12 protein-coding genes and 3 pseudogenes are annotated in these 18,314 nt (G+C 70.0%); 5 read left to right on the top strand and 10 right to left on the bottom strand.

What is annotated here, in order from left to right; translation table 11 throughout:
• The first annotated feature begins 165 nt into the window (after window positions 1-165).
• Window positions 166-765: a VCBS repeat-containing protein gene (locus CP978_RS27075; protein ID WP_144401494.1), complete on the top strand. Its 600-nt coding sequence runs from the start codon at window positions 166-168 to the stop codon at window positions 763-765.
• A gap of 111 nt (window positions 766-876) precedes the next feature.
• On the opposite strand, the gene CP978_RS27070 is transcribed toward CP978_RS27075, so the two are convergent.
• Window positions 877-2,127: an IS701 family transposase gene (locus CP978_RS27070; protein WP_170307423.1), complete on the bottom strand. Its 1,251-nt coding sequence runs from the start codon at window positions 2,125-2,127 to the stop codon at window positions 877-879.
• 179 nt (window positions 2,128-2,306) lie between these two features.
• On the opposite strand from CP978_RS27070, the gene CP978_RS27065 reads away from it, so the two are divergent.
• A complete protein-coding gene (locus CP978_RS27065) occupies window positions 2,307-3,044 on the top strand; it encodes an SIR2 family NAD-dependent protein deacylase (protein WP_043445062.1) in 738 nt (245 codons plus the stop codon).
• Between the two features lie 643 nt (window positions 3,045-3,687).
• Entirely contained in the window at window positions 3,688-4,191 is a 504-nt protein-coding gene (locus CP978_RS27060) for a hypothetical protein (RefSeq protein WP_043445060.1), read from the top strand.
• Between the two features lie 135 nt (window positions 4,192-4,326).
• Here the strand turns inward: CP978_RS27060 and CP978_RS27055 are convergent, their stop codons facing one another.
• The 6 genes and pseudogenes from CP978_RS27055 to CP978_RS27040 form a co-directional block, all read right to left on the bottom strand.
• A complete protein-coding gene (locus CP978_RS27055; RefSeq protein ID WP_043445058.1) occupies window positions 4,327-4,809 on the bottom strand; it encodes a methylated-DNA--[protein]-cysteine S-methyltransferase in 483 nt (160 codons plus the stop codon).
• A 9-nt stretch (window positions 4,810-4,818) separates the two neighbouring features.
• Window positions 4,819-6,297 carry a DNA-3-methyladenine glycosylase 2 family protein gene (locus tag CP978_RS27050; RefSeq protein ID WP_043445056.1) on the bottom strand — a complete coding sequence of 493 codons (1,479 nt, stop codon included), beginning with the start codon at window positions 6,295-6,297 and terminating at the stop codon, window positions 4,819-4,821.
• A gap of 169 nt (window positions 6,298-6,466) precedes the next feature.
• Window positions 6,467-7,558: pseudogene (locus CP978_RS35830) on the bottom strand (3-keto-alpha-glucoside-1,2-lyase-like domain-containing protein); the annotation flags it as partial.
• Window positions 7,559-7,609: 51 nt separating this feature from the next.
• Window positions 7,610-9,559, bottom strand: a pseudogene (locus tag CP978_RS27045) (ThuA domain-containing protein); the annotation flags it as partial.
• Window positions 9,560-10,357, bottom strand: a pseudogene (locus tag CP978_RS36260) (ThuA domain-containing protein); the annotation flags it as partial.
• Window positions 10,358-10,647: 290 nt separating this feature from the next.
• Complete coding sequence (locus CP978_RS27040) at window positions 10,648-11,628, bottom strand: multicopper oxidase domain-containing protein (protein ID WP_079162333.1); 981 nt, start codon at window positions 11,626-11,628, stop codon at window positions 10,648-10,650.
• Between the two features lie 635 nt (window positions 11,629-12,263).
• On the opposite strand from CP978_RS27040, the gene CP978_RS27035 reads away from it, so the two are divergent.
• Window positions 12,264-13,913: an OmpL47-type beta-barrel domain-containing protein gene (locus tag CP978_RS27035; RefSeq protein ID WP_052454307.1), complete on the top strand. Its 1,650-nt coding sequence runs from the start codon at window positions 12,264-12,266 to the stop codon at window positions 13,911-13,913.
• A 467-nt stretch (window positions 13,914-14,380) separates the two neighbouring features.
• On the top strand, window positions 14,381-15,247 hold the full coding sequence (locus CP978_RS27030) for an alpha/beta fold hydrolase (protein ID WP_043445052.1): 867 nt from the start codon (window positions 14,381-14,383) through the stop codon (window positions 15,245-15,247).
• Between the two features lie 123 nt (window positions 15,248-15,370).
• On the opposite strand, the gene CP978_RS27025 is transcribed toward CP978_RS27030, so the two are convergent.
• From CP978_RS27025 to CP978_RS27015, 3 genes are all read right to left on the bottom strand, one after another.
• Window positions 15,371-15,880, bottom strand: a complete 510-nt coding sequence (locus CP978_RS27025; RefSeq protein WP_043445050.1) for an O-acetyl-ADP-ribose deacetylase — start codon at window positions 15,878-15,880, stop codon at window positions 15,371-15,373.
• Entirely contained in the window at window positions 15,877-17,286 is a 1,410-nt protein-coding gene (locus tag CP978_RS27020) for a phytoene desaturase family protein (RefSeq protein WP_043449601.1), read from the bottom strand. Before CP978_RS27020 ends, CP978_RS27025 begins: the two co-directional genes overlap by 4 nt.
• A gap of 124 nt (window positions 17,287-17,410) precedes the next feature.
• A complete protein-coding gene (locus tag CP978_RS27015) occupies window positions 17,411-18,268 on the bottom strand; it encodes an inositol monophosphatase family protein (protein WP_043449599.1) in 858 nt (285 codons plus the stop codon).
• Window positions 18,269-18,314 lie beyond the last annotated feature (46 nt).

The following is an 18,314-nucleotide window of genomic DNA, read 5'->3' as shown; positions in this document are numbered from 1 at the left end:
ATCTTCTGGAAAGGCCGGCACCTCGTGCGCGGTGGGAAACGGGCAGTCGGGCGGCCATGCTTCGTGGTGATGCTCGTGGCGTCTACGGCCCTGGTGACCGGATGCGGCGACGGCCGGGGCGATCCGCCCGGTCGCCCGGCTGCCGGGCCCGCGATCAGAAGTTGCGTGACCTCCTCCGGAGCCCTCGTGGCCGACCTGAACGGCGACGGCATCACCGACCGTGTCTCTCCCCCCTCCCTCACCGGCGCCGACCTGGCCATCACCTTCGGAGCCGAGCACGGGCAGCAGGAAAAGAAGGCGGGGCCCCGGGATCTCGTCGGGGATCGCGGCAGGTCCGCGAAGGACGTCCTGGCCGTCGTCGCCGACTTCGACCAGGACGGCTGGAACGACCTCTTCATCGCTGCCACCAAGGAGTTCGAGGGCGACGACCCCGTGGCCCCGGACGTCTCCGAACTGCGGCTCGGACCCTTCTCGGCACACGGACGCGGACAGAGCGATCACCATGTCGAGCTGTCGGAGCCGCGCGCCCTCGCCGTCGCCGACTACGACCACGACCACCACCCGGACCTGGCGTCCTACGGACACGAGGGCGACGGCGTCTATGGGGCGATGGCCCGTCTCGGCAGTAAGAAGGGCCTCGACCGGAAGTCCGACTCCACCAACTGGCAGTACACAAAGTTCGCCGAACAGACCGGCCGGCCCACACCCGACTCCATGCCCATGGCCGACTTGACGGCGTTCTACCCGACCTGCGACGGCGCCTAGTAGGGCTTGGTCAGGTTGGTATCGGGGTGGGTATGTCGCGGTGACAGGTGGGGCAGGTGCCGATCCAGAGGGCGAGGAGTGTCTGCATCTCGCGGACTACTTGGTAAAGGCTCAGTCCTGCGCCGCGTCTTTTGGGTCGTGTGCCAGCCGTTGCAGGGTGCAGAAGGCGTGGGCAGCCGAGACGAGGGTGACGTGGTGGTGCCAGCCGTTCCAGGTGCGGCCTTCGAAATGGGCCAGTCCGAGGGCTTGTTTCATCTCGCGGTAGTCGTGCTCGATGCGCCAGCGGAGCTTGGCCAGTCGGACCAGCGAGGCCAGGGGCATGCCGGAGGGCAGACTGGACAGCCAGAACTGCACCGGTTCCGGCTCGGTGGCGGGCCATTCGGCCAGCAGCCATCGCTCGGGCAGCCCCGCGCCCTTGGTGGCCTGGCGGATCTCGCGTCCGGCGGGCCGGATGCGCAGGACGACGAAGCGCGAGTACATGCGTTTGAAGCCACTGCGCCCCTTTCCCGGCCGGGAACCCTCGCGCCAGGACACCGGCCGGGCCGCCTGCCGGCCGGCCTCGATGACCAGTTCCTTCACCGTCATCGGCTTGTCCGGATACGTCGCCACCGGCGGTCGGCCAATGCCCTGATAAGGCGGGGTAACCGGCTGCGCATGTTCAGGGTGAGCAGTGAGCCGGGAGGAGACGCCGACGGCGTAAGCCAGTTTCCGTTCTTCCAGGGCCAGGCGGAAGGCGGTGGCGTCGCCGTATCCGGCGTCCGCGACGACCAGCGGAACGTCCACGCCCCAACTGCGGGCCTCGTCGATCATGTCCAGGGCCAACTGCCACTTCTCCACATGGCCGGCGTCGGCGGGGACGCCGCAACGCTGACGGCGGGCGACCTTGGCCGCATCCGTCTCCGGCGAGGCGGGATCCCAGGAAGCGGGCAGGAACAGCCGCCAGTCGATCGCGGCCGAGGCACGGTCGTTGGCCAGGTGCAGCGACACGCCTACCTGGCAGTTGGTGACCTTGCCCGCGGTGCCGGTGTACTGCCGGGATACGCATGCAGAGGCGTTACCGTCCTTGAGGAAGCCGGTGTCGTCGACGATCAGTGCCTCCGGACCGATCGCTTCATACATCCTCCAGGCCAGCCGGGCCCGCACATGGGCCGCATTCCACGGACTGGAGGTGATGAAGTGCGCCAGCGCCTGGCGGTTGCCGTCCTCGCCGAGACGGGCAGCCATCGGTTCCACCGACTTGCGCCGCCCGTCCAGCAGCAGCCCTCGTACATACGCCTGCCCCCAGCGCCGCTGGTCCGCGCGGAAGAACCCGTCGAACAACTCCGCCGTGAACGCCTCCAGGTCCTCCCGGACCTCGGTCATCTCCCCAGGTGTCACACCCCCACAACGACACCCCGACGCCACCGGACACGCCACTCACGAGTGAAGCTGACCAAGCCCTACTAGCCTCGTGGTCGGCTCAGCCGGACTCGTCACATAACTGCCGGAGGCGTGCCCATTATCCGTTCGCCGGGAGCAGGCAAGCGCCCTACTCTCGGCCTATGAACAGGCCACTCGTAGCCATCCTCAGCGGGGCGGGTATCTCCACCGATTCCGGGATCCCTGATTACCGAGGGCCGAACGGGGTCTGGCGGAAGGATCCCGGCGCCGAGAAGCTCGTGACATACGAGTACTACATGGGCGATCCCGAGATCCGGCGGCGCTCATGGCAGCTGCGGCGCAGGAACCGGACGCTGAAGGCCGAGCCGAACGCCGCGCACCGGGCCGTGGCGGAGCTGGAGCGGTCCGGGGTGCCGGTGCGGGTGATCACGCAGAACGTGGACGGGCTGCACCAGCTCGCCGGTATGCCCGCCCGCAAGGTGCTGGAGCTGCACGGCACCGCCCGTAGTGTCGTGTGCACGAAGTGCCATGCACGGGGGCCCATGGAGGACGCGCTCGCCCGGGTCGATGCGGGCGAGGACGATCCCCCGTGCCTGGAGTGCGGCGGCATCCTCAAGTCCGCCACGGTGATGTTCGGCGAACCGCTCGACCCGGTCGTCCTCGGCGAGGCCCTCGCCATCACCAAGGCCTGCCAGATCTTCATCGCGGTCGGCACCAGCCTCCAGGTCCAGCCCGCCGCAGGCCTCGCGGGCGTCGCCGCCGACCACGGCGCCCAGCTGATCATCGTCAACGCCGAACCGACGCCGTACGACGACCGCGCCGACACGCTCGTCCGCGAACCGATCGGCACCGCCCTGCCCGGACTGCTGCGCGGGCTGGGCGGCGCGTGCGACGCATAGGGTTGCCTCACGTCGACCGTCAGGCCGGAGGCGCTTTCTGCTCAGCCGACCACGTGCCGGACAGCCCGCTTTATGAAGCGCGAGGTCAGGCCCCTACTCCCCGATGAAAAAAGGGGGCTGGCCGGGGTCGGCAGCAGGCACTGCGGGCAGAGCCTTGCCCGGCATCAAAGTCGTGAGCTCGCCGGTACGCACGTCCGCGCTGTAGCCCCGTTGCCCCTCGGCGAACGGCACCACCTGGCCTTCCGGCCCCGCGAACCCCAGGAGAACGGAACGCCCCGTCCTGGGATCCGTCTGATACGCAAGGCCCCAGCCGGCGGCTGCCGCTGCAACCCCCGCAGAGTGAGCGTCTTTCGGTCCTGCGGCACAGACAGGGGTGACACTTGCCGCCCCGCACAGGACAACAGCCGACACGGCGATGTGAGGCAGACGTTTCATGAGGCTCCGATCTTTGAAGCAGCTCTGACGAAAGACCTCATCGTAGGGGACCGAAACCCGCGAACGATGATACGACCGAAAGGTGTCGACCCGCCCAACAATGACGTGAAGTGATCGATCCGCGGCCTACCTCCATGGCCGGGCCCCAGGTATGTTCGATCTTCATGAGCGCCGTGAGCGCCACGGCCTCAAATGTCTGGAGTGGCCAATGAAGTCATCCATAAAGGCGGTTGCACTCACTGCTCTGGCTGCCTGCAGCATTCTCGCGGGAACCGCACAAGCGTCGGCGGCGGACACACAGTCCGATGTAAAACCCATGAAATGGGTCGGACCGGCTGTACGGAGTGATGAGGCGCCGGCCGGAAAGGTGGCTCACTACGAGGCCAATCCCGAGACCGGGACGATCACGTTCCTCGGTTTCGTGCCCTCTGAGCCGGAGTTCTCCACACTGATTACCGAGCACAACCCGGCACAGTCCGGAGACTGCGTCCTCGCGCCGACCGGCGTTCCCTATGCCTCCTTCGGATTCCGCGGAGCGGGCACATTGAACGGGAATTGGCAGAACCGCAAGCGGATAACTGGCGGTACCGAAGGATGTGCCGGCACTTATCACGCCCAGAGCGGGGGCAGCAACTTCAATACACCCATTCTCGCCCCGGGCGCCTTCATCGATTTCACCGCCGCCGCGGTGTTCACCCAGATTCGCATCTGATCTGCGGACAGGTACACGTGAGCAAGTACAAATCCACGGGTGGACATGCCGTGCTGTGGAACCAGGGCCGGCGCCCGTAACCCCCCTGGATTTCGGTACGGTCCGCCGTCTCCGTCGGCGGACCGTACCGGGGGATCAGAACAGGGCCGCGCTGCTCTCGAAGTCCAGGAGGCGCTTCTTGCGGTCCAGGCCGCCGCCGTAGCCGGTCAGGCTCCCGTTGGCGCCGACGACGCGATGGCAGGGGACGATGATGCCGATGGGGTTTCTGCCGTTGGCGAGGCCTACCGCGCGGGAGGCGCCCGGGTTGCCGAGGGCGTCGGCGAGTTCACCGTAGGAGCGGGTCTCGCCGTAGGGGATCAGACGCAGTTGTTCCCAGACCTTGCGCTGGAACGGGGTGCCGGCCAGGCACAGTTCCAGGGTGAAGTCCTTCAACTCGCCCTCGAAGTACGCCCGCAGCTGCTCGATGGTCTCGCCGAAGGGCTCCTCGTCGGGCTCGCCGAAGGTCTCCTCGGGTGGGCGGTGGCGCTGACCGACCATATAGAGGCCGCACAGGGCGCCGTCGTCGGCGACCAGGGTGAGCGGGCCGTAGGGGCTGTCGATGACCATGTGCTGTTTCATGGAACGTCCTCAGATCGGAAGGAAGTTGATCGGGTGACTGTCGGTCGCCCACAGATACTGGACCGCGTACGCCCGCCACGGCCGCCAGGCCGCCGCGCGTGCGGTGAGCGCCGCCGGGGTGGAGGGCAGGCCCAACTCCTGGGCGGCGCGCCGGATCCCGAGGTCGGTCGGCAGGAACGCGTCGGGGTCGCCGAGGGCGCGCATGGTGATGACATCGACCGTCCAGGGGCCGAAGCCGGGCAGGGACAGCAGCCGGGCCCGGCTCTCCTCCCAGTCGCTCTCCACGCCCAGGTGCAGTGTTCCGTCGGCGAGTTGCCCGACGAGCGTGGTGAACGTGGTGCGCCGGGTGCGGGGCATCGCCAGCGACTCGGGGTCCAGTTGGGCGAGCGCCCCGGGCGCCGGGAAGAGATGGGTGAGGCCGCCCTCGGGATCCTCGACGGTCTCACCGTGCACGGTGACCAGCCGGGCCGCATGGGTACGGGCGGCGGCCGTGGAGACCTGCTGGCCCAGGACGGCCCGTACGGCGAACTCGGCCTCGTCGACGGTGCGCGGCACCCGGCGGCCGGGGGCCTTGTCGACCAGGGGTGCCAGCACCGGGTCGGTGCGCAGCTGTTCGTCGACGGCGACCGGATCCGCGTCCAGGTCGAGCATCCGGCGGCAGCGGCTGATGGCGACGGGAAGGTCGCGCAGATCGCTGAGGGTGAGACGGCAGGCGATGTGGTCGGGGCGCGGGGTCAGCGCCACGATCCCATGGCCGTACGGCAGCCGCAGCGTGCGCCGGTACGCCCCGTCGCGCCACTCCTCCACCCCCGGGACACCGGTCGCGGCGAGGTGGCCGAAGAGGTTGTCGGGGTTGAGCGGGGCCCGGAAGGGCAGCCGCAGGCTCAGGGTGCCGGGGGCGATCACCGTCGTCCTGGGGAGACGGCTGCGCAGCCCGCTCGGGGAGAGCGCGAACACCTCGCGGACGGTGTCGTTGAAGGAGCGGATCGAGGAGAAACCGGCCGCGAAGGCGATGTCCGCCATCGGCAGTGCGGTCGTCTCGATGAGCAGCCGGGCGGTCTGGGCGCGCTGGGCCCGGGCGAGCGCCAGGGGGCCGGCGCCCAGCTCGGCGAGGAGCTGGCGTTCGATCTGCCGGGTGCTGTAGCCGAGGCGGGAGGCAAGGCCCGGCACCCCTTCGCGGTCCACCACGCCGTCGGCGATCAGCCGCATGGCGCGGGCGACCAGGTCGGCCCGCTGGTTCCAGGCGGGCGAGCCGGGGCTGGTGTCCGGGCGGCACCGCTTGCAGGCCCGGAAGCCGGCCTGCTGGCAGGCGGCGGCGCTCGGGTGGAAGGTCATGTTCTCCGGCTTGGGCGGCACGGCCGGGCAGCTGGGCCGGCAGTAGATCCCGGTGGTCAGGACGGCCGTGAAGAACCAGCCGTCGAACCGCGCGTCCTTCGACTGGACGGCGCGCACACAGCGCTCCCTGTCGATATGCATCCCGTTCCGCATATCTCCAGCATCGGGCACGGGCCGGGGTACCGCTGGCAGGAATCCGACAGGTAGGTGGGCCGACCTGCTGCTGCTCCGATCACCGCGCCCGGCAGTGCCGGGCCCGGGGCTGTCGCCTCGGGCCCGGCACCGGGCGCTGTTCCTGCTCGTCGGGCGCGTTCGCGGCCGGCTACAGGTTGCGCACCCGGATGTCGCGGAACTCGATCAGATCATTGTCGCTGTGGTTCTGGAGTCCCACATATCCCTTGAGGAACTGACGCAGGTCCGTGGGCGGGTCACCCGCCCGGGACGACGACTTGCCGGGCGTGTTGTCGAACTCGTTGATCACCACACCGTTGCGGATGATCGTGTAGTGCTGCCCGACCGCGCGGATCTCGTAGTCGTTCCACTGTCCCTTCGGGGTCACCCCCGCCTTGTCCAGGTCCAGCGGCTTGAAGTTGTACACCGAGCCGGTCTTCTGGACCTCGCCGCCGGCCCCGTCGTAGATCTGGATCTCCTGGCCGCAGTAGATCGCGACCCACTCGGGGGCGGTGCGGGCCGAGCCGACCGTTCCGCAGCTGCCGTCCGGGCGGTCGGCCAGTGGCGTCCTCGGATCCGGGAACCGGATGAAGACCCCGCTGTTGGCGTTGCCGTTGTCCGGGGCGGCGTCCCGGAACTGGAGTCTGACCGAGAAGTCCCCCAGTTCCCGCTCGGCGTACCACAGCATGCCCATGCCGCCGGAGCTGCGCAGGGTGCCGTCGGAGAGGAGCGAGAACGTTCCGGCGCCGGCCTGCCGCCAGTCGGCCAGGCTCGCCGCGGTGCCGTCGAAGAGGGACCGGTACCCGGCGACCTTGCCGATCTTGCTCTGCGCCGCGGCCTTGCTGATCGCCGACGACTCGCGGTTGTTCAGGACGCCCTGCCTGCGGAGGTCGCCGACCACGGCGGCGACATGGCTGACGAACTTCCCGTGGTTGGGCCAGGATGCCTCGTCGTCGATCAGGTCGTTGACGGTGCAGCCGCCGCCGGCCCGGTGGTTGGCCACCCCGGTGTCGGTGTCGAGCAGGGTGACGGTCGGCCGGGCGTCGGGGGCGGGGCAGCCGGCCTTGGCGTCGATCGTGGCGGTGGCCCGCTTGCCGTCGGCGTAGGTGACCGTCAGCTTGGCGTGGTAGGTGCCGTACTTGGCGTAGGTGTGTGTGGGGTCGGCCTCGTGCGACGGCCTGCTGCCGTCACCGAAGTTCCACTCCCAGGCCACACCGCCGGCCTTGGCGCTGGAGAACGCCACCGTCCTGGGCTTGCTCCGGGTGGTCACCCGTGCCCCGGCGTCCTGCGGGTTCGGGGTGGCCGGGCCGCCCTGGTAGGTGATCCGGACGAGCTTCTGGTTGTTGTCCAGGCTGAAGAACCCGCCCGCGTAGTCGAGCATGTACAGCGCGCCGTCGGGGCCGAACTTGGCGTCCATCCAGCTCTGCATCTGGGTGCCGCCGCTGCCGGGCGCGATGATGCGGCGCAGGTCCTCGCCGAAGGCCGGGGCGCCCTGGTCCTTGATGTGGTCGGGGTCGAGGGTCACCGCGACCCGGTTGTTGGCGTTGGACTCGTCACCGATGAACCACTTGTCCTCCCAGTACGCCGGCCAGGCGACGCCGCTCCCGGTGTCCACCTGGGAGCGGTGGTAGGTCGGACCGGACATGACGGCCTGACCGCCGCCCTTGAGGTACGGCAGGGTGTAGGTGGCCTCGCTGTCGACATAGCTGGGGACGCCGCTGCCGTCGGGGCGCTCGGGGAAGACCGGGCCGCCGCCCTGAGGTGAGTACCAGATCATGTTGTCGCGGGCCGGCGGGATGTCCACCAGGCCGGTGTTGCGCGGCGACTCGTTCTTGAGGTGGTCGCAGTCGTACCAGCCGGTGAGGACCTTGGCGTCGGTGCTGCTGCGGTCACGGTAGGGCTGCCGGTTGCCCATGCAGTACGGCCAGCCCTGGTTGCCCGCGGAGGTGATGACCGTGGCCGTCTCGTACTTGGCCGGGCCCAGTTCCGGGCTGGAGGAGCCGGCGTCCGGACCGACCCAGCCTGCGGTCAGCCAGTTGTGCACCGGGTCGACGGAGAGCCGCGCGATGTTGCGAACCCCCATCACATAGATCTCCGGGCGGGTCTTGTCCGTGCCCGGCGCGAAGAGGTTGCCCTTGGGGATGGTGTAGGTGCCGTCGGGCTCGGGGTGGATACGGATGATCTTGCCGTTGAGGTCGTTGGTGTTGCCGGCGGTGCGGCGGGCGTCCTGGAAGGAGAGGCCCTTGTAGTCCTGGGTCCAGTTGTTCCCGGAGTAGCCGTCGGAGCCGCCGGAGGAGTTGCTGTCGCCGGAGCCGATGTAGAGGTTGCCGTCCTTGTCGAAGGACATCCCGCCACCGGCGTGGCAGCAGCTGTGGATCTGGGTGTCCCAGTGCAGCAGGTCCTTGCGGGTGCCCTGGTCGATGGACTCGGACGCGAAGTCGTAGGTCAGCCGGGAGATGGTCCGCTGTCCGATCCGCTTGTCGCGGTCGATCGACTCGTGCGGCATCCAGTAGACGTAGATCCACCCGTTCTTCTCGAACTTGGGGTCGAGGGCGATGCCGATCAGGCCCTCCTCGTTCTTGACCAGTTCGTCGCCGCTGCCCCGGTTGCCCATCACCTCGAGCGTGGTGAGCAGCTTGGCCTTCTTGGTCCCGGGGTCCCACTGGTGGATGGTGCCGCAGCCCAGGCCGACCTTGGGATCGTTCCAGTCGACGATCGGGCCGGACGGGCAGGCGGCCTTGCCGATGTAGAAGGCCTTGCCGTCGGGGGCCATGGCGAGACCGTGCGGCTCACCGATCTGGTCGAGCTGCCCCGCCTTGTTCTGGTCGGTCAGCCGCTCGGTCTTGTAGTTGGAGGCGATGGTCGCCTGACAGTCGCCGCGGACCATACCGGTGGTCCATCGGATGGCGCCGAGGAGATGGCTGCGGAACTTCGTGTCGGTGGTGTAGCTCTCCTCGGTGCGGCCCATGCCGGTGTAGAAGGACCGGCCGCCGTCGTAGTCACGGCACCAGGAGACCGGGTGGAACGCGCCGTTGGCGCCGGCGCCCGGCTTGTACTTCCACTCCTCTACCTGGGCGATCGTGTGGACCTTGCCGATCGGGTTGGGGTCCCAGTTGATCCACTGGTCGGAGCGGGTCCAGTTGAGCGGCAGGCCCTTGTTGGCCGGATGCTGACGGTCCGTCACATCGACGACGGCCTGCTGGACCTTGGAATCCTGCGGAGGCGTCGGGTCGGCGCCGAACAGGCGCAGCTCGGCCAGCTGGGTCAGCGGTTCACCGCCGTTCGTGGTGATCTCCAGCCGGTAGTGCTGGTATGCCTCGGTGTTGGAGAAGCGGAACTGCCTGGTCTGGAGGCGCGAAGGGAAGGTCTCGCCGCTGCGGGTGTCCAGGGTCGTCCAGTTCTGGCCGTCCTGCGAGCCCTGGAGTTTCCAGTCCTTCGGGTCCCGTCCCGGATAGTCGTTGGCGGAGGTGAGCGCGTAGTCGACCACCGCGACGGGCTTGTCCAGCTTCATGGTGACCCAGCCGGTCGGCGTACGGGCCAGCCACTTGGTGTCGTCCTTGCCGTCGAACAGCTTGTCCTTGGTCTCGTTCGGCGGGTTGTCCGAGTTGACCGCGCTCTCGACGACCTTCTCGGCGTCGGGCAGGCCCAGGGCCGGGCGGGTGCCGATCAGGCCGGTGAACCAGGAGGAGTCGGACTGGGCGCGGGCGGCGTCGTGGACGCCGACGAACCCGCCGCCGTTGTTGATGTACGACTGGAACGCGGCCTCCTGCTCGGCGTCGAGGGTCACGCCGTCGGCCGACAGGAACACCACTCCCCGGTACTTGGCGAGGTGGGCGGTGGTGAAGACCCCCGGGTCCTCGGACTCGGTGACCTTGAAGCCGTTCTTGGCGCCGAGGTTCCCGATCGCCGCCGCGGCCTTCTTGACCGGGTCGTCCTGCTTGACGGCCGGTCCATGGAAGACCAGGACGTTCACCTGGCTCCCGGTGCCGCCGCCCCGGGTGTTCTCCGCGGGCGGCCGCGCGTTCGCCTGGGCGGCCGGCATCGCGGTCAGTCCCACGGTCAGTGCGGCGCTGGACAGCAGAACGAGCGCGCGGCGCCAGGACCATATGTGACGAGGGGGTGGCTCGGTGCTCGACGGCGGTGCTCCGCTTCGTCGTGAGAGGGCTAACCGGTCTCTCTTGCCCATGGTTGCTCCTTGACTCGATCCGACAACGGGAAGAGTGGTGAGGGGAGGGAGCGAGGGCTGCCGCGAGGGCCCCGCCCGGCAGTCGCCGGTGAGGCGGTTCTCCGGGCCCTCGGGCCGCACGCCCGGTGTGATCCACGCGAGGGGCCCTAATGGTGGGGCGTGCCTCCGGGGACGGTGCCGTCGGCCTCGGTCACCAGGAAGGTCCCGGCCATGCCCATGTCCGAGTGGCTCTGGACATGGCAGTGGTACATCCAGGCGCCGGCGCCGACCCGGTCACCCGCGACGACCTGGAACCCGAAGGAGTCCGCGGGGCCGACGGTCCTGGTGTCGATGACCCGGCTCACGTCCTGCGGACCTTGCAGGATCCCGGTGCGGTTGTCCGCCCAGCGATGGCCGTGCACATGAAAGGTGTGGAAGAACTCCCCGTGAGTGATCACGATGAACTCCACCCGCTCACCGCGGACGGCCTGGAAGGTGGGTGCGTCGTGGGCGGCCTTGTTGTTGATGGTCATGTCGTTGAACACGACCGTGAACCGCCGGTCCGGCAGCACATCGCCCTTGCGGCGCACGATCACGGGACCGTAGAGGCCCTTCTTGATGCCGCCCGTGCCGTGCTCGGTGCCCACGTTGTGATCGTGATAGTGCCAGTAGCCGGCGCTGCCGGCCTCCCAGGTCCCGCCGCTCCTGCGGCCCGGTGCGTGGGTGCGCCAGACATAGGTACGCCGGCCGCCCGGCTCGACGACGCTGTCGTTCATCCTGGTGCCGTCGCTGGCGATGTCGTAGTCCAGGCCGTGCACATGCAGACTCGCGGCGACATCCAGGTTGTTGACGACCTCGATGTGCATCGTGTCGCCCTCGGTCAGCTCGATGAGCGGGCCGGGGATCGTCGCCTTCCCGGGCTCCAGGCCGTAGCCCATCTGCCCGTTCGGCAGCGCCTCCATGTACAGCGTCAGATGGCGTTCTCTGCCCCTGTTGTTCCCATGGCCGTTTCCCGCGCCGGTCTTGTCCTTCGGGTCGGCGGCGGCGGTGGTGCCGAGCACCGTGGGCACGGCGGCCGTGGCGGCCAGCCCGGTGGTGAACGCTCGCCGGGAGAAGAAGCGTCTCGTGCCTGCGCCTGAGTCGGTCATCGCTCTCCAATCCTCGAAACGCGGGCGTGCCTGAGGGCGTTTCGTGGTCGTGGGGGTGAGCCGCCGCCGACAGCAGCTGTCCGTCACGGCGGTACGCGGTGGCGCGCCGGGTGTTCGGCCCCGCGAGAAGGGCGGGGCGGTCGTCGAACCGGAGTGTGGGGGGCCGTCCGGCTCGGCTCGAGACGCCGGATGCGGCCGGGATCGGGTCGGCTGGGCGAAGGGGACTCGCCTCGGGACTGGCTCACCGTAACGGGCTCCGCCGTAGTTTTTCCAGACTCAGGTCAAAGTTGGTCGGATACTGGTGATAGGTCTTGGCGGTTGGTCAAAAGTTCAGTAGCTTCCGACCGTTGCCGCATCACAAGAGGTTGCCTGAACCCCGCTCCCGGGTTCGCGGTGCCACCGGCCTCGCCGCGACAGGGGCGGACACCGCCCCTCGGTGAGTGACGGCGGCCACCGACGTCAGCACGCCCGGGCCATCACCCGAAGCAGTGCTCGCCCCTTTTCCGTTCCGGGTGCCGGTCCGGTGGGCGGAGTCCTCGCGCCTCGAACGCATCGTCCCGGCGGCCGGTCGTCCCCCCGGCGGGACCACGCCTTGTGCACGGTCCCGCACCAGCGCATTCCCGAAAGGTGCAGCGGTGTTCAGAAGACTGCTCCATGCCCAGACGGATCCGCCTCCCTCACGTTCCGCGCGACGCACCCGATTCCCCGCCCATCCCGTACTGGTGGCCCTGGTGGCCGTCGTCGTCACGGCCTTCTCGTTGGCCGTGCCGGCCGCGTACGCGGCGGCCGGCCATGCGGCGAGGACCACAGCGGCCCAGGTGCTCACCTGGACGGCCGGCGACGACTACATGAGCTACACCTCCGCCCCCACCACCGCGGTGGCCGGCCCGGCGACCATCGTGTTCGAGAACAGCGCGGCGACCGGCAACACCACGGGACTGCCGCACACCCTGACGTTCGACGTCTCCGGCTCGGGCTACAACAACGATGTCAGCCTCAACATCCAGGCGAGCCCCTTCGACTCCGACGGGGGCCGGCACACGGCCGAGGTCGTCCTCACACCCGGCGTCTACCACTACTTCTGCGCGATGCCGGGCCATCAGATGATGTCGGGCGAGCTGGTCGTCACCGCCGCGTCCGGCGAGGACACCACCGCGCCGGAGACCTCGGCGACCGTGTCGGGGACCAAGAACGCCTCCGGCGACTACGTCGACAGCGCGACGGTGGCCATCACGGCCTCGGACGCCGAGTCGGGCGTGGCGACGATCGAATACTCCCTCGACGACGCCGCCTTCACCCCCTACTCCGAGCCCGTCGAGGTCACCGACGCCGGCCGGCACTCACTGGCCTACCGGGCGACGGACACGGCGGGGAACACCTCACCGGTGAAGACCCTCGAATTCACCGTCGTCACCACCGCTCCCGCGGACACGACACCCCCCGAGACCTCGGCAACGGTGTCCGGAACCAAGGACGACTCCGGCAACTACATCGACACCGCCACGGTGACCATCACGGCCTCGGACGCCGAGTCGGGCGTGGCCGGGATCGAGTACTCCCTCGACGGTGCGGCCTATGCCCCCTACCCGGCGCCGGTCGAGGTGAGCGATACGGGCCCGCACACGCTCGCCTACCGGGCGACGGACAAGGCCGGGAACACCTCACCGGTGAAGTCCGTGGAGTTCACGGTGGTGGCCGCCCCTCCGGAGGACCGCACTCCGCCCGAGGTGTCGGCCTCCGTCTCCGGCACGAAGAACGACTCCGGTGACTACATCGGCAGCGCGACGGTGACCGTGACGGCCTCGGACGCCGGCTCGGGCGTGGCCGGGATCGAGTACTCCCTCGACGGCGGCCCCTATCTCGGGTACTCCGCGCCGGTGGTGATCGACAGGGCCGGAAGCCACACCGTCCTCTACCGGGCTAGTGACAAGGCCGGCAACACCTCGGCGCCGCAGTCGCTGTCCCTCACCGTCGTCGACGCCAGGCCGCCCGCCGACTGCCCCGAAAAGGACGACCGCTCCACCGTGTTCATCGGCTCGATCGACACCGGGGTGCCCGACCGGGTCACCGCCGGCGGCTGCACGATCAACGAGCTGATCGAGGATCACCGGGCCTGGCGCAGCCACGGCGCGTTCGTCTCGCACGTCGGGAAGATCGTGACAAAGCTCCGGAAGGAGGGAGTCCTCGACCAGCGGGAGGCCGCCAAGATCAAGAAAGCCGCCGCCAAATCCGGCATCGGCATGCCGCACTGCGGCTCCGGCGGCCACCGGGGCAAGGGGCATTGACCTCACCTGAGCCGTCCGTCTGAGGGGGCCGCACCGGCAGCCCCCTCAGACGTCCGCCGCCATCGGCGCCGCCCAGGCCCACCGGCGGTCGCGGGCGCGGTCGGGGCGACCCGGCTGATCAGCGATCATCTCTTCTCGCCGGCCTGACATCCGAGCGGTGCGCCGCTCCTTCGACGCGGCGATGTGACGAGGGCCTCAGACGCCTCGCCCGGAACTTCGGATTTATTACATCAATTCGGACCTTGTGAGCTTCTTGTGATGTGAGGTGGGCCACCTACCCATTGCTGTCACCGGAAACTTCGGCTTAACGTCCCCGCAATCCGTTCGAGCAGACGGCGTCGCCGACCGGCCCCCGTTCGACGGCGGCCCTCGGCCCGGGCTCCCGGTGGAGCCCTCTCTGTGCGGCGGGGCGCGTTCCCTGTCCGATGCCGACAGCGCGCGCCCCTGGCGACGTAAGGAGTCGTCCCATGATTCTTTCCGGAAGTCGCAGCATGGGGGTGGCACTTCCCGGCCGGGCCGGTTCGCCGGGTCCGCTCAGGGATCTGTTCTCGGTCCCGGCCCTGGCCGGAGCCGTGTTCGGCGCCGCCGTGGAGCTGGCCGCGATCGTCGCGGCGGTGGCCCTGTACCCGTCCGGCATGGGCGAGGAACGCCGCAGGGCCGGAGCGCGGGCGGCGGTCCCGGACGGCACCGTGTCCTTGCCGGATCTCTCCGTCGACAGCCCGGTCCTGCTGGTCCACGGGCTGTGCAGCAACCGGGCGATCTTCCATGTCATGAGACGCGGACTGCGGCAGGCGGGCTTTCGCCGGGTGACGGTGCTGAACTACAGCTGGCTGAGTGACGACGTCCGCAGCGCGGCGCGGCTGCTGGCGGACGAGGTGGAGCGGATCTGCGAGAGCAGCGGGCACGAGCGCGTCCATGTGATCGGCCACAGTCTCGGCGGTGTGATCGCCCGCTACTACGTGCAGCGGATGGGCGGCGACGCCCGTGTGCACACCCTGGTCACCCTGGGCGCCCCGCACCACGGCACGCTGGCCGCGAGGGTCCCGCTGCCGCTGCGGGCGATCCGGCAGCTCCGCCCGGGCAGCGAGGTGCTCACGGAGCTCGCCGAGCCCGCTCCCGGGTGCGGAACCCGCTTCGTCGCGTTCCACAGCGACCTCGACGAGCTGATCCTCCCCGCCGCCAACGCCCGGCTCGTCCACCCCGACCTTCAGGTCCGCAACGTCCGTGTGCGGGCTGTGGGCCATGTCACTCTTCCCCTGCACCACGGGGTGGTCGGCGAGATCTGCCGCACGCTGCGCGAAGCGCGCGTCAGCGAGCCCCTGGCCGCGGCGTGAACCGTGCCGCACCGGCGCCCTCCGGGGGCTTAAGAGCTCCGAACAAAAGTGGGGCCCGGCGGGCGGCGCCCACTTTTGTTCGGAGCTCTAAGGCCAGGCACCTGTGCCGGCTCCGTGCCGAGGTCAGCCGAGCTGCGCGGCGAACGCCTCGTAGGCCCGGTCGTCGAAGAGCACGAACCGCACCTCCTCGACGGCGGTGTCCATGGCCCGCACCGCCTCCACGGCGATCCGCGCGGCGTCCTCCAGCGGCCACCCGTAGGCGCCGGTGGAGATCGCCGGGAAGGCGACGGTGCGGGCCCCGAGCTCGTCGGCGACGCGCAGGGCCTCGCGGTAGCAGGACGTCAGCAGGGACGGATCACCGCCGGACGCCCGATGGACCGGGCCCACGGTGTGGATCACCCACCGGGCGTCCAGTTCGCCCGCAGTGGTGGCGACGGCCCGTCCCGTGGGCAGGCCCTTGCCGTAGTGCGAGGCGCGGAGCCGGCGGCACTCGTCGAGGATCGCGGGCCCGCCGTGCCGATGGATCGCGCCGTCCACCCCTCCCCCGCCGAGCAGTGAGGAGTTGGCCGCGTTGACGATGGCGTCGGCGCTCTGCCGGGTGATGTCCCCCTGCACCAGGACGATCGTGGTCATGTCTGCCTCAGCCTCCTCCAGACGGCCTTCGCCGCGTTGTGGCCCGACATGCCGTGCACACCGGGGCCCGGCGGGGTGGCCGACGAGCAGATGAAGACGGCCGGGTGGGGGGTGTGGTACGGGGACAGGGACACCTTGGGGCGCAGCAGCAGCTGGAGCCCGGACGCCGCGCCGGAGGCGATGTCACCGCCGACGTAGTTGGCGTTGCGCGCGGCCAGTTGGGGCGGGCCCGCGGTGGCGCGGGCGAGGACGCGGTCGCGGAAGCCCGGTGCGAACCGCTCCAGTTGGCGTTCCATGGCGTCGGTGAGGTCTCCCGTCCAGCCGTTGGGCACATGGCCGTACGCCCAGAAGACCTGTTTGCCCTCGGGGGCGCGGGTCGGGTCGGCGACGCTGGGCTGCACCGTGATCAGGAACGGCGCGTCGGGTGCCCGGCCCTCGCGGGAGACGGCGCGCAGGGCGGTACCGATCTCCGTGCTGTCGGCCCCGATCTGCACGGTGCCCGCGGTGCGCGCGGCCTCCGCGGTCCAGGGCACCGGACCGTCCAGGGCGTAGTCGATCTTGAAGACGCCTGGGCCGTAGCGGTAGTGCGCGTAGTAGTTGCCGAGGCCCGCGATCCGGGCCAGGGCGGTGGGCGAGGTGTCGAAGATGTACGCCCGGGCCGGGGGCAGGTCGTCCAGGCGCTTGACCTCGTAGTCGGTGTGCACGCTGCCGCCGAGGTCCTCGAGGTACGCGGCCAGCGCGTCCGAGATGGCCTGGGAGCCGCCGCGGGCCACCGGCCAGCCCCGGGCATGCGCGGCCAGCGCGAAGATCAGGCCGACCGCTCCGGTGGCGAAGCCGTCGAGGGGGGCGATCACATGGGCGACGAGCCCGGCGAACAGCGCCTTCGCCCGCTCGTCGCGGAAGCGGCGCATCAGCCAGGTCGACGGGGGCAGACCGGCGAGTCCGAAACGGGCCAGGGTGACCGGGTCCCGGGGCAGCGCGGTGCGCGGCAGGGACATGAAGTCCCGGGCCAGGGTGTCCCAGTGGCCGAGGAAGGGCGCCACCAGCCTGCGGTACGTCCCCGCGTCGCGCGGTCCGAAGGAGGCGGCCGTCTCGGCCACCGAGCGGGACAGCACCGCCGCGGTGCCGTCCGGGAAGGGATGTGCCATGGGCAGCCCGGCGTGCAGCCATTCCAGGCCGTACCGCTCCAGCGGCAGGGCCCGGAACGCGGGCGAGTTGATACCGAGGGGGTGGGCCGCGGAACAGGGGTCGTGTCGGAAACCGGGCAGCGTCAGCTCCTCGGTCCTGGCTCCTCCGCCCACGGTGCCACGCGCCTCGAAGACCGCCACGGAGAAACCGCGGCGGGCCAGCTCCACGGCAGCCGTCAGTCCGTTGGGTCCCGCTCCCACCACGACCGCATCGTGTATCGACGGCACCTTGGGACTCCTTGTCAGCCGACGCCCACCGGGAGATCAGGATATGCCGGGGGACCCCTGCCGCCGGGGCGCGGGGTCGCCGCTCGGCGGAGCGGCGGCGCCGCGTTCCGTGCCGTCAGGGGGCCGTCGGGGTGCCGCCCGACAGCATGTCCGTCACCCGGCGGGCGGTGGCCGCGTCCCTGGCCGTGGTGAAGGGCAGGGCGTTGCCGCCGGTGATGCGGAACGGCTCTCCCGTGAGGGTGAGGTGGGCGCCGCCCGCCTCCTCGACCAGCAGCAGGCCCGCCGCGTGGTCCCAGGCCGCCTCCCAGGAGAAGACGGTGCCGTCCAGCAGGCCCCGGGCGATGGCCAGATACTCCAGGCCGGCCGATCCGCACGGGCGCGGACGGACGCCCTCGGTCCGCAGGCCGAGCAGCGCCCGCTTCTGCTCGTCGGTGGTGTAGTCCGGGTGGGAGGTGGCGATCCTGAGGTCGCTGCCCTGGTCGGGCGAGCCGGAGATCAGACGCTCCCCGTCGAGGAAGGCTCCCCGGCCCCTGACGGCCGTGGCCATCTGGTCGCGGGCCGGCGCATAGGTCCACGAGGCGTACACGACGCCGCGCCGGGCGAGCGCGACCAGGGTGCAGAATCCGGGGTCGCCGTGCACGAACTGGCGGGTGCCGTCGACGGGGTCGACGATCCAGACCAGCTCCTCGCCCCGTATCGCCTCATAGACCGCCGGGTCGGCGTGCACCGCCTCCTCGCCGACCACCACGGAGCCGGGCAGCAGTCCGGCGAGCACCTCGGTGAGGCGGGCCTCGGCCTTGCGGTCGGCGTCGGTGACCAGGTCGTGGGGGCCGCTCTTCTCGTCGACCTCATGGGCCGCGAGCCGGCGGAAACGGGGCATGATCTCCGCGGCGGCCGCGTCACGGAGGGCCTGCTCCACATCGGAGGAACGGTGGGCGAGAAACTCGTCGATGGTTTCGATGTCTACGATCATGCCCCCCATGAGAGCATGCGCCGCTGACAATCCGCACCGGCCCGGT

Origin of the sequence: Streptomyces nodosus (assembly GCF_008704995.1) — a bacterium.
Taxonomy (GTDB): Bacteria; Actinomycetota; Actinomycetes; order Streptomycetales; family Streptomycetaceae; genus Streptomyces; species Streptomyces nodosus.
This window is presented reverse-complemented; position numbering and strand designations above follow the sequence as displayed.

Bases quoted from the DNA above. Each gene is read 5' to 3' on its own strand.
- CP978_RS27040 (WP_079162333.1), bottom strand. From the start codon at position 11,628: ATGACCGACTCAGGCGCAGGCACGAGACGCTTCTTCTCCCGGCGAGCG.
- CP978_RS27060 (WP_043445060.1), top strand. From the start codon at position 3,688: ATGAAGTCATCCATAAAGGCGGTTGCACTCACTGCTCTGGCTGCCTGC.
- CP978_RS27065 (WP_043445062.1), top strand. From the start codon at position 2,307: ATGAACAGGCCACTCGTAGCCATCCTCAGCGGGGCGGGTATCTCCACC.
- CP978_RS27015 (WP_043449599.1), bottom strand. From the start codon at position 18,268: ATGATCGTAGACATCGAAACCATCGACGAGTTTCTCGCCCACCGTTCC.
- CP978_RS27050 (WP_043445056.1), bottom strand. From the start codon at position 6,297: ATGCGGAACGGGATGCATATCGACAGGGAGCGCTGTGTGCGCGCCGTC.
- CP978_RS27025 (WP_043445050.1), bottom strand. From the start codon at position 15,880: ATGACCACGATCGTCCTGGTGCAGGGGGACATCACCCGGCAGAGCGCC.
- CP978_RS27030 (WP_043445052.1), top strand. From the start codon at position 14,381: ATGATTCTTTCCGGAAGTCGCAGCATGGGGGTGGCACTTCCCGGCCGG.
- CP978_RS27070 (WP_170307423.1), bottom strand. From the start codon at position 2,127: ATGACCGAGGTCCGGGAGGACCTGGAGGCGTTCACGGCGGAGTTGTTC.
- CP978_RS27055 (WP_043445058.1), bottom strand. From the start codon at position 4,809: ATGAAACAGCACATGGTCATCGACAGCCCCTACGGCCCGCTCACCCTG.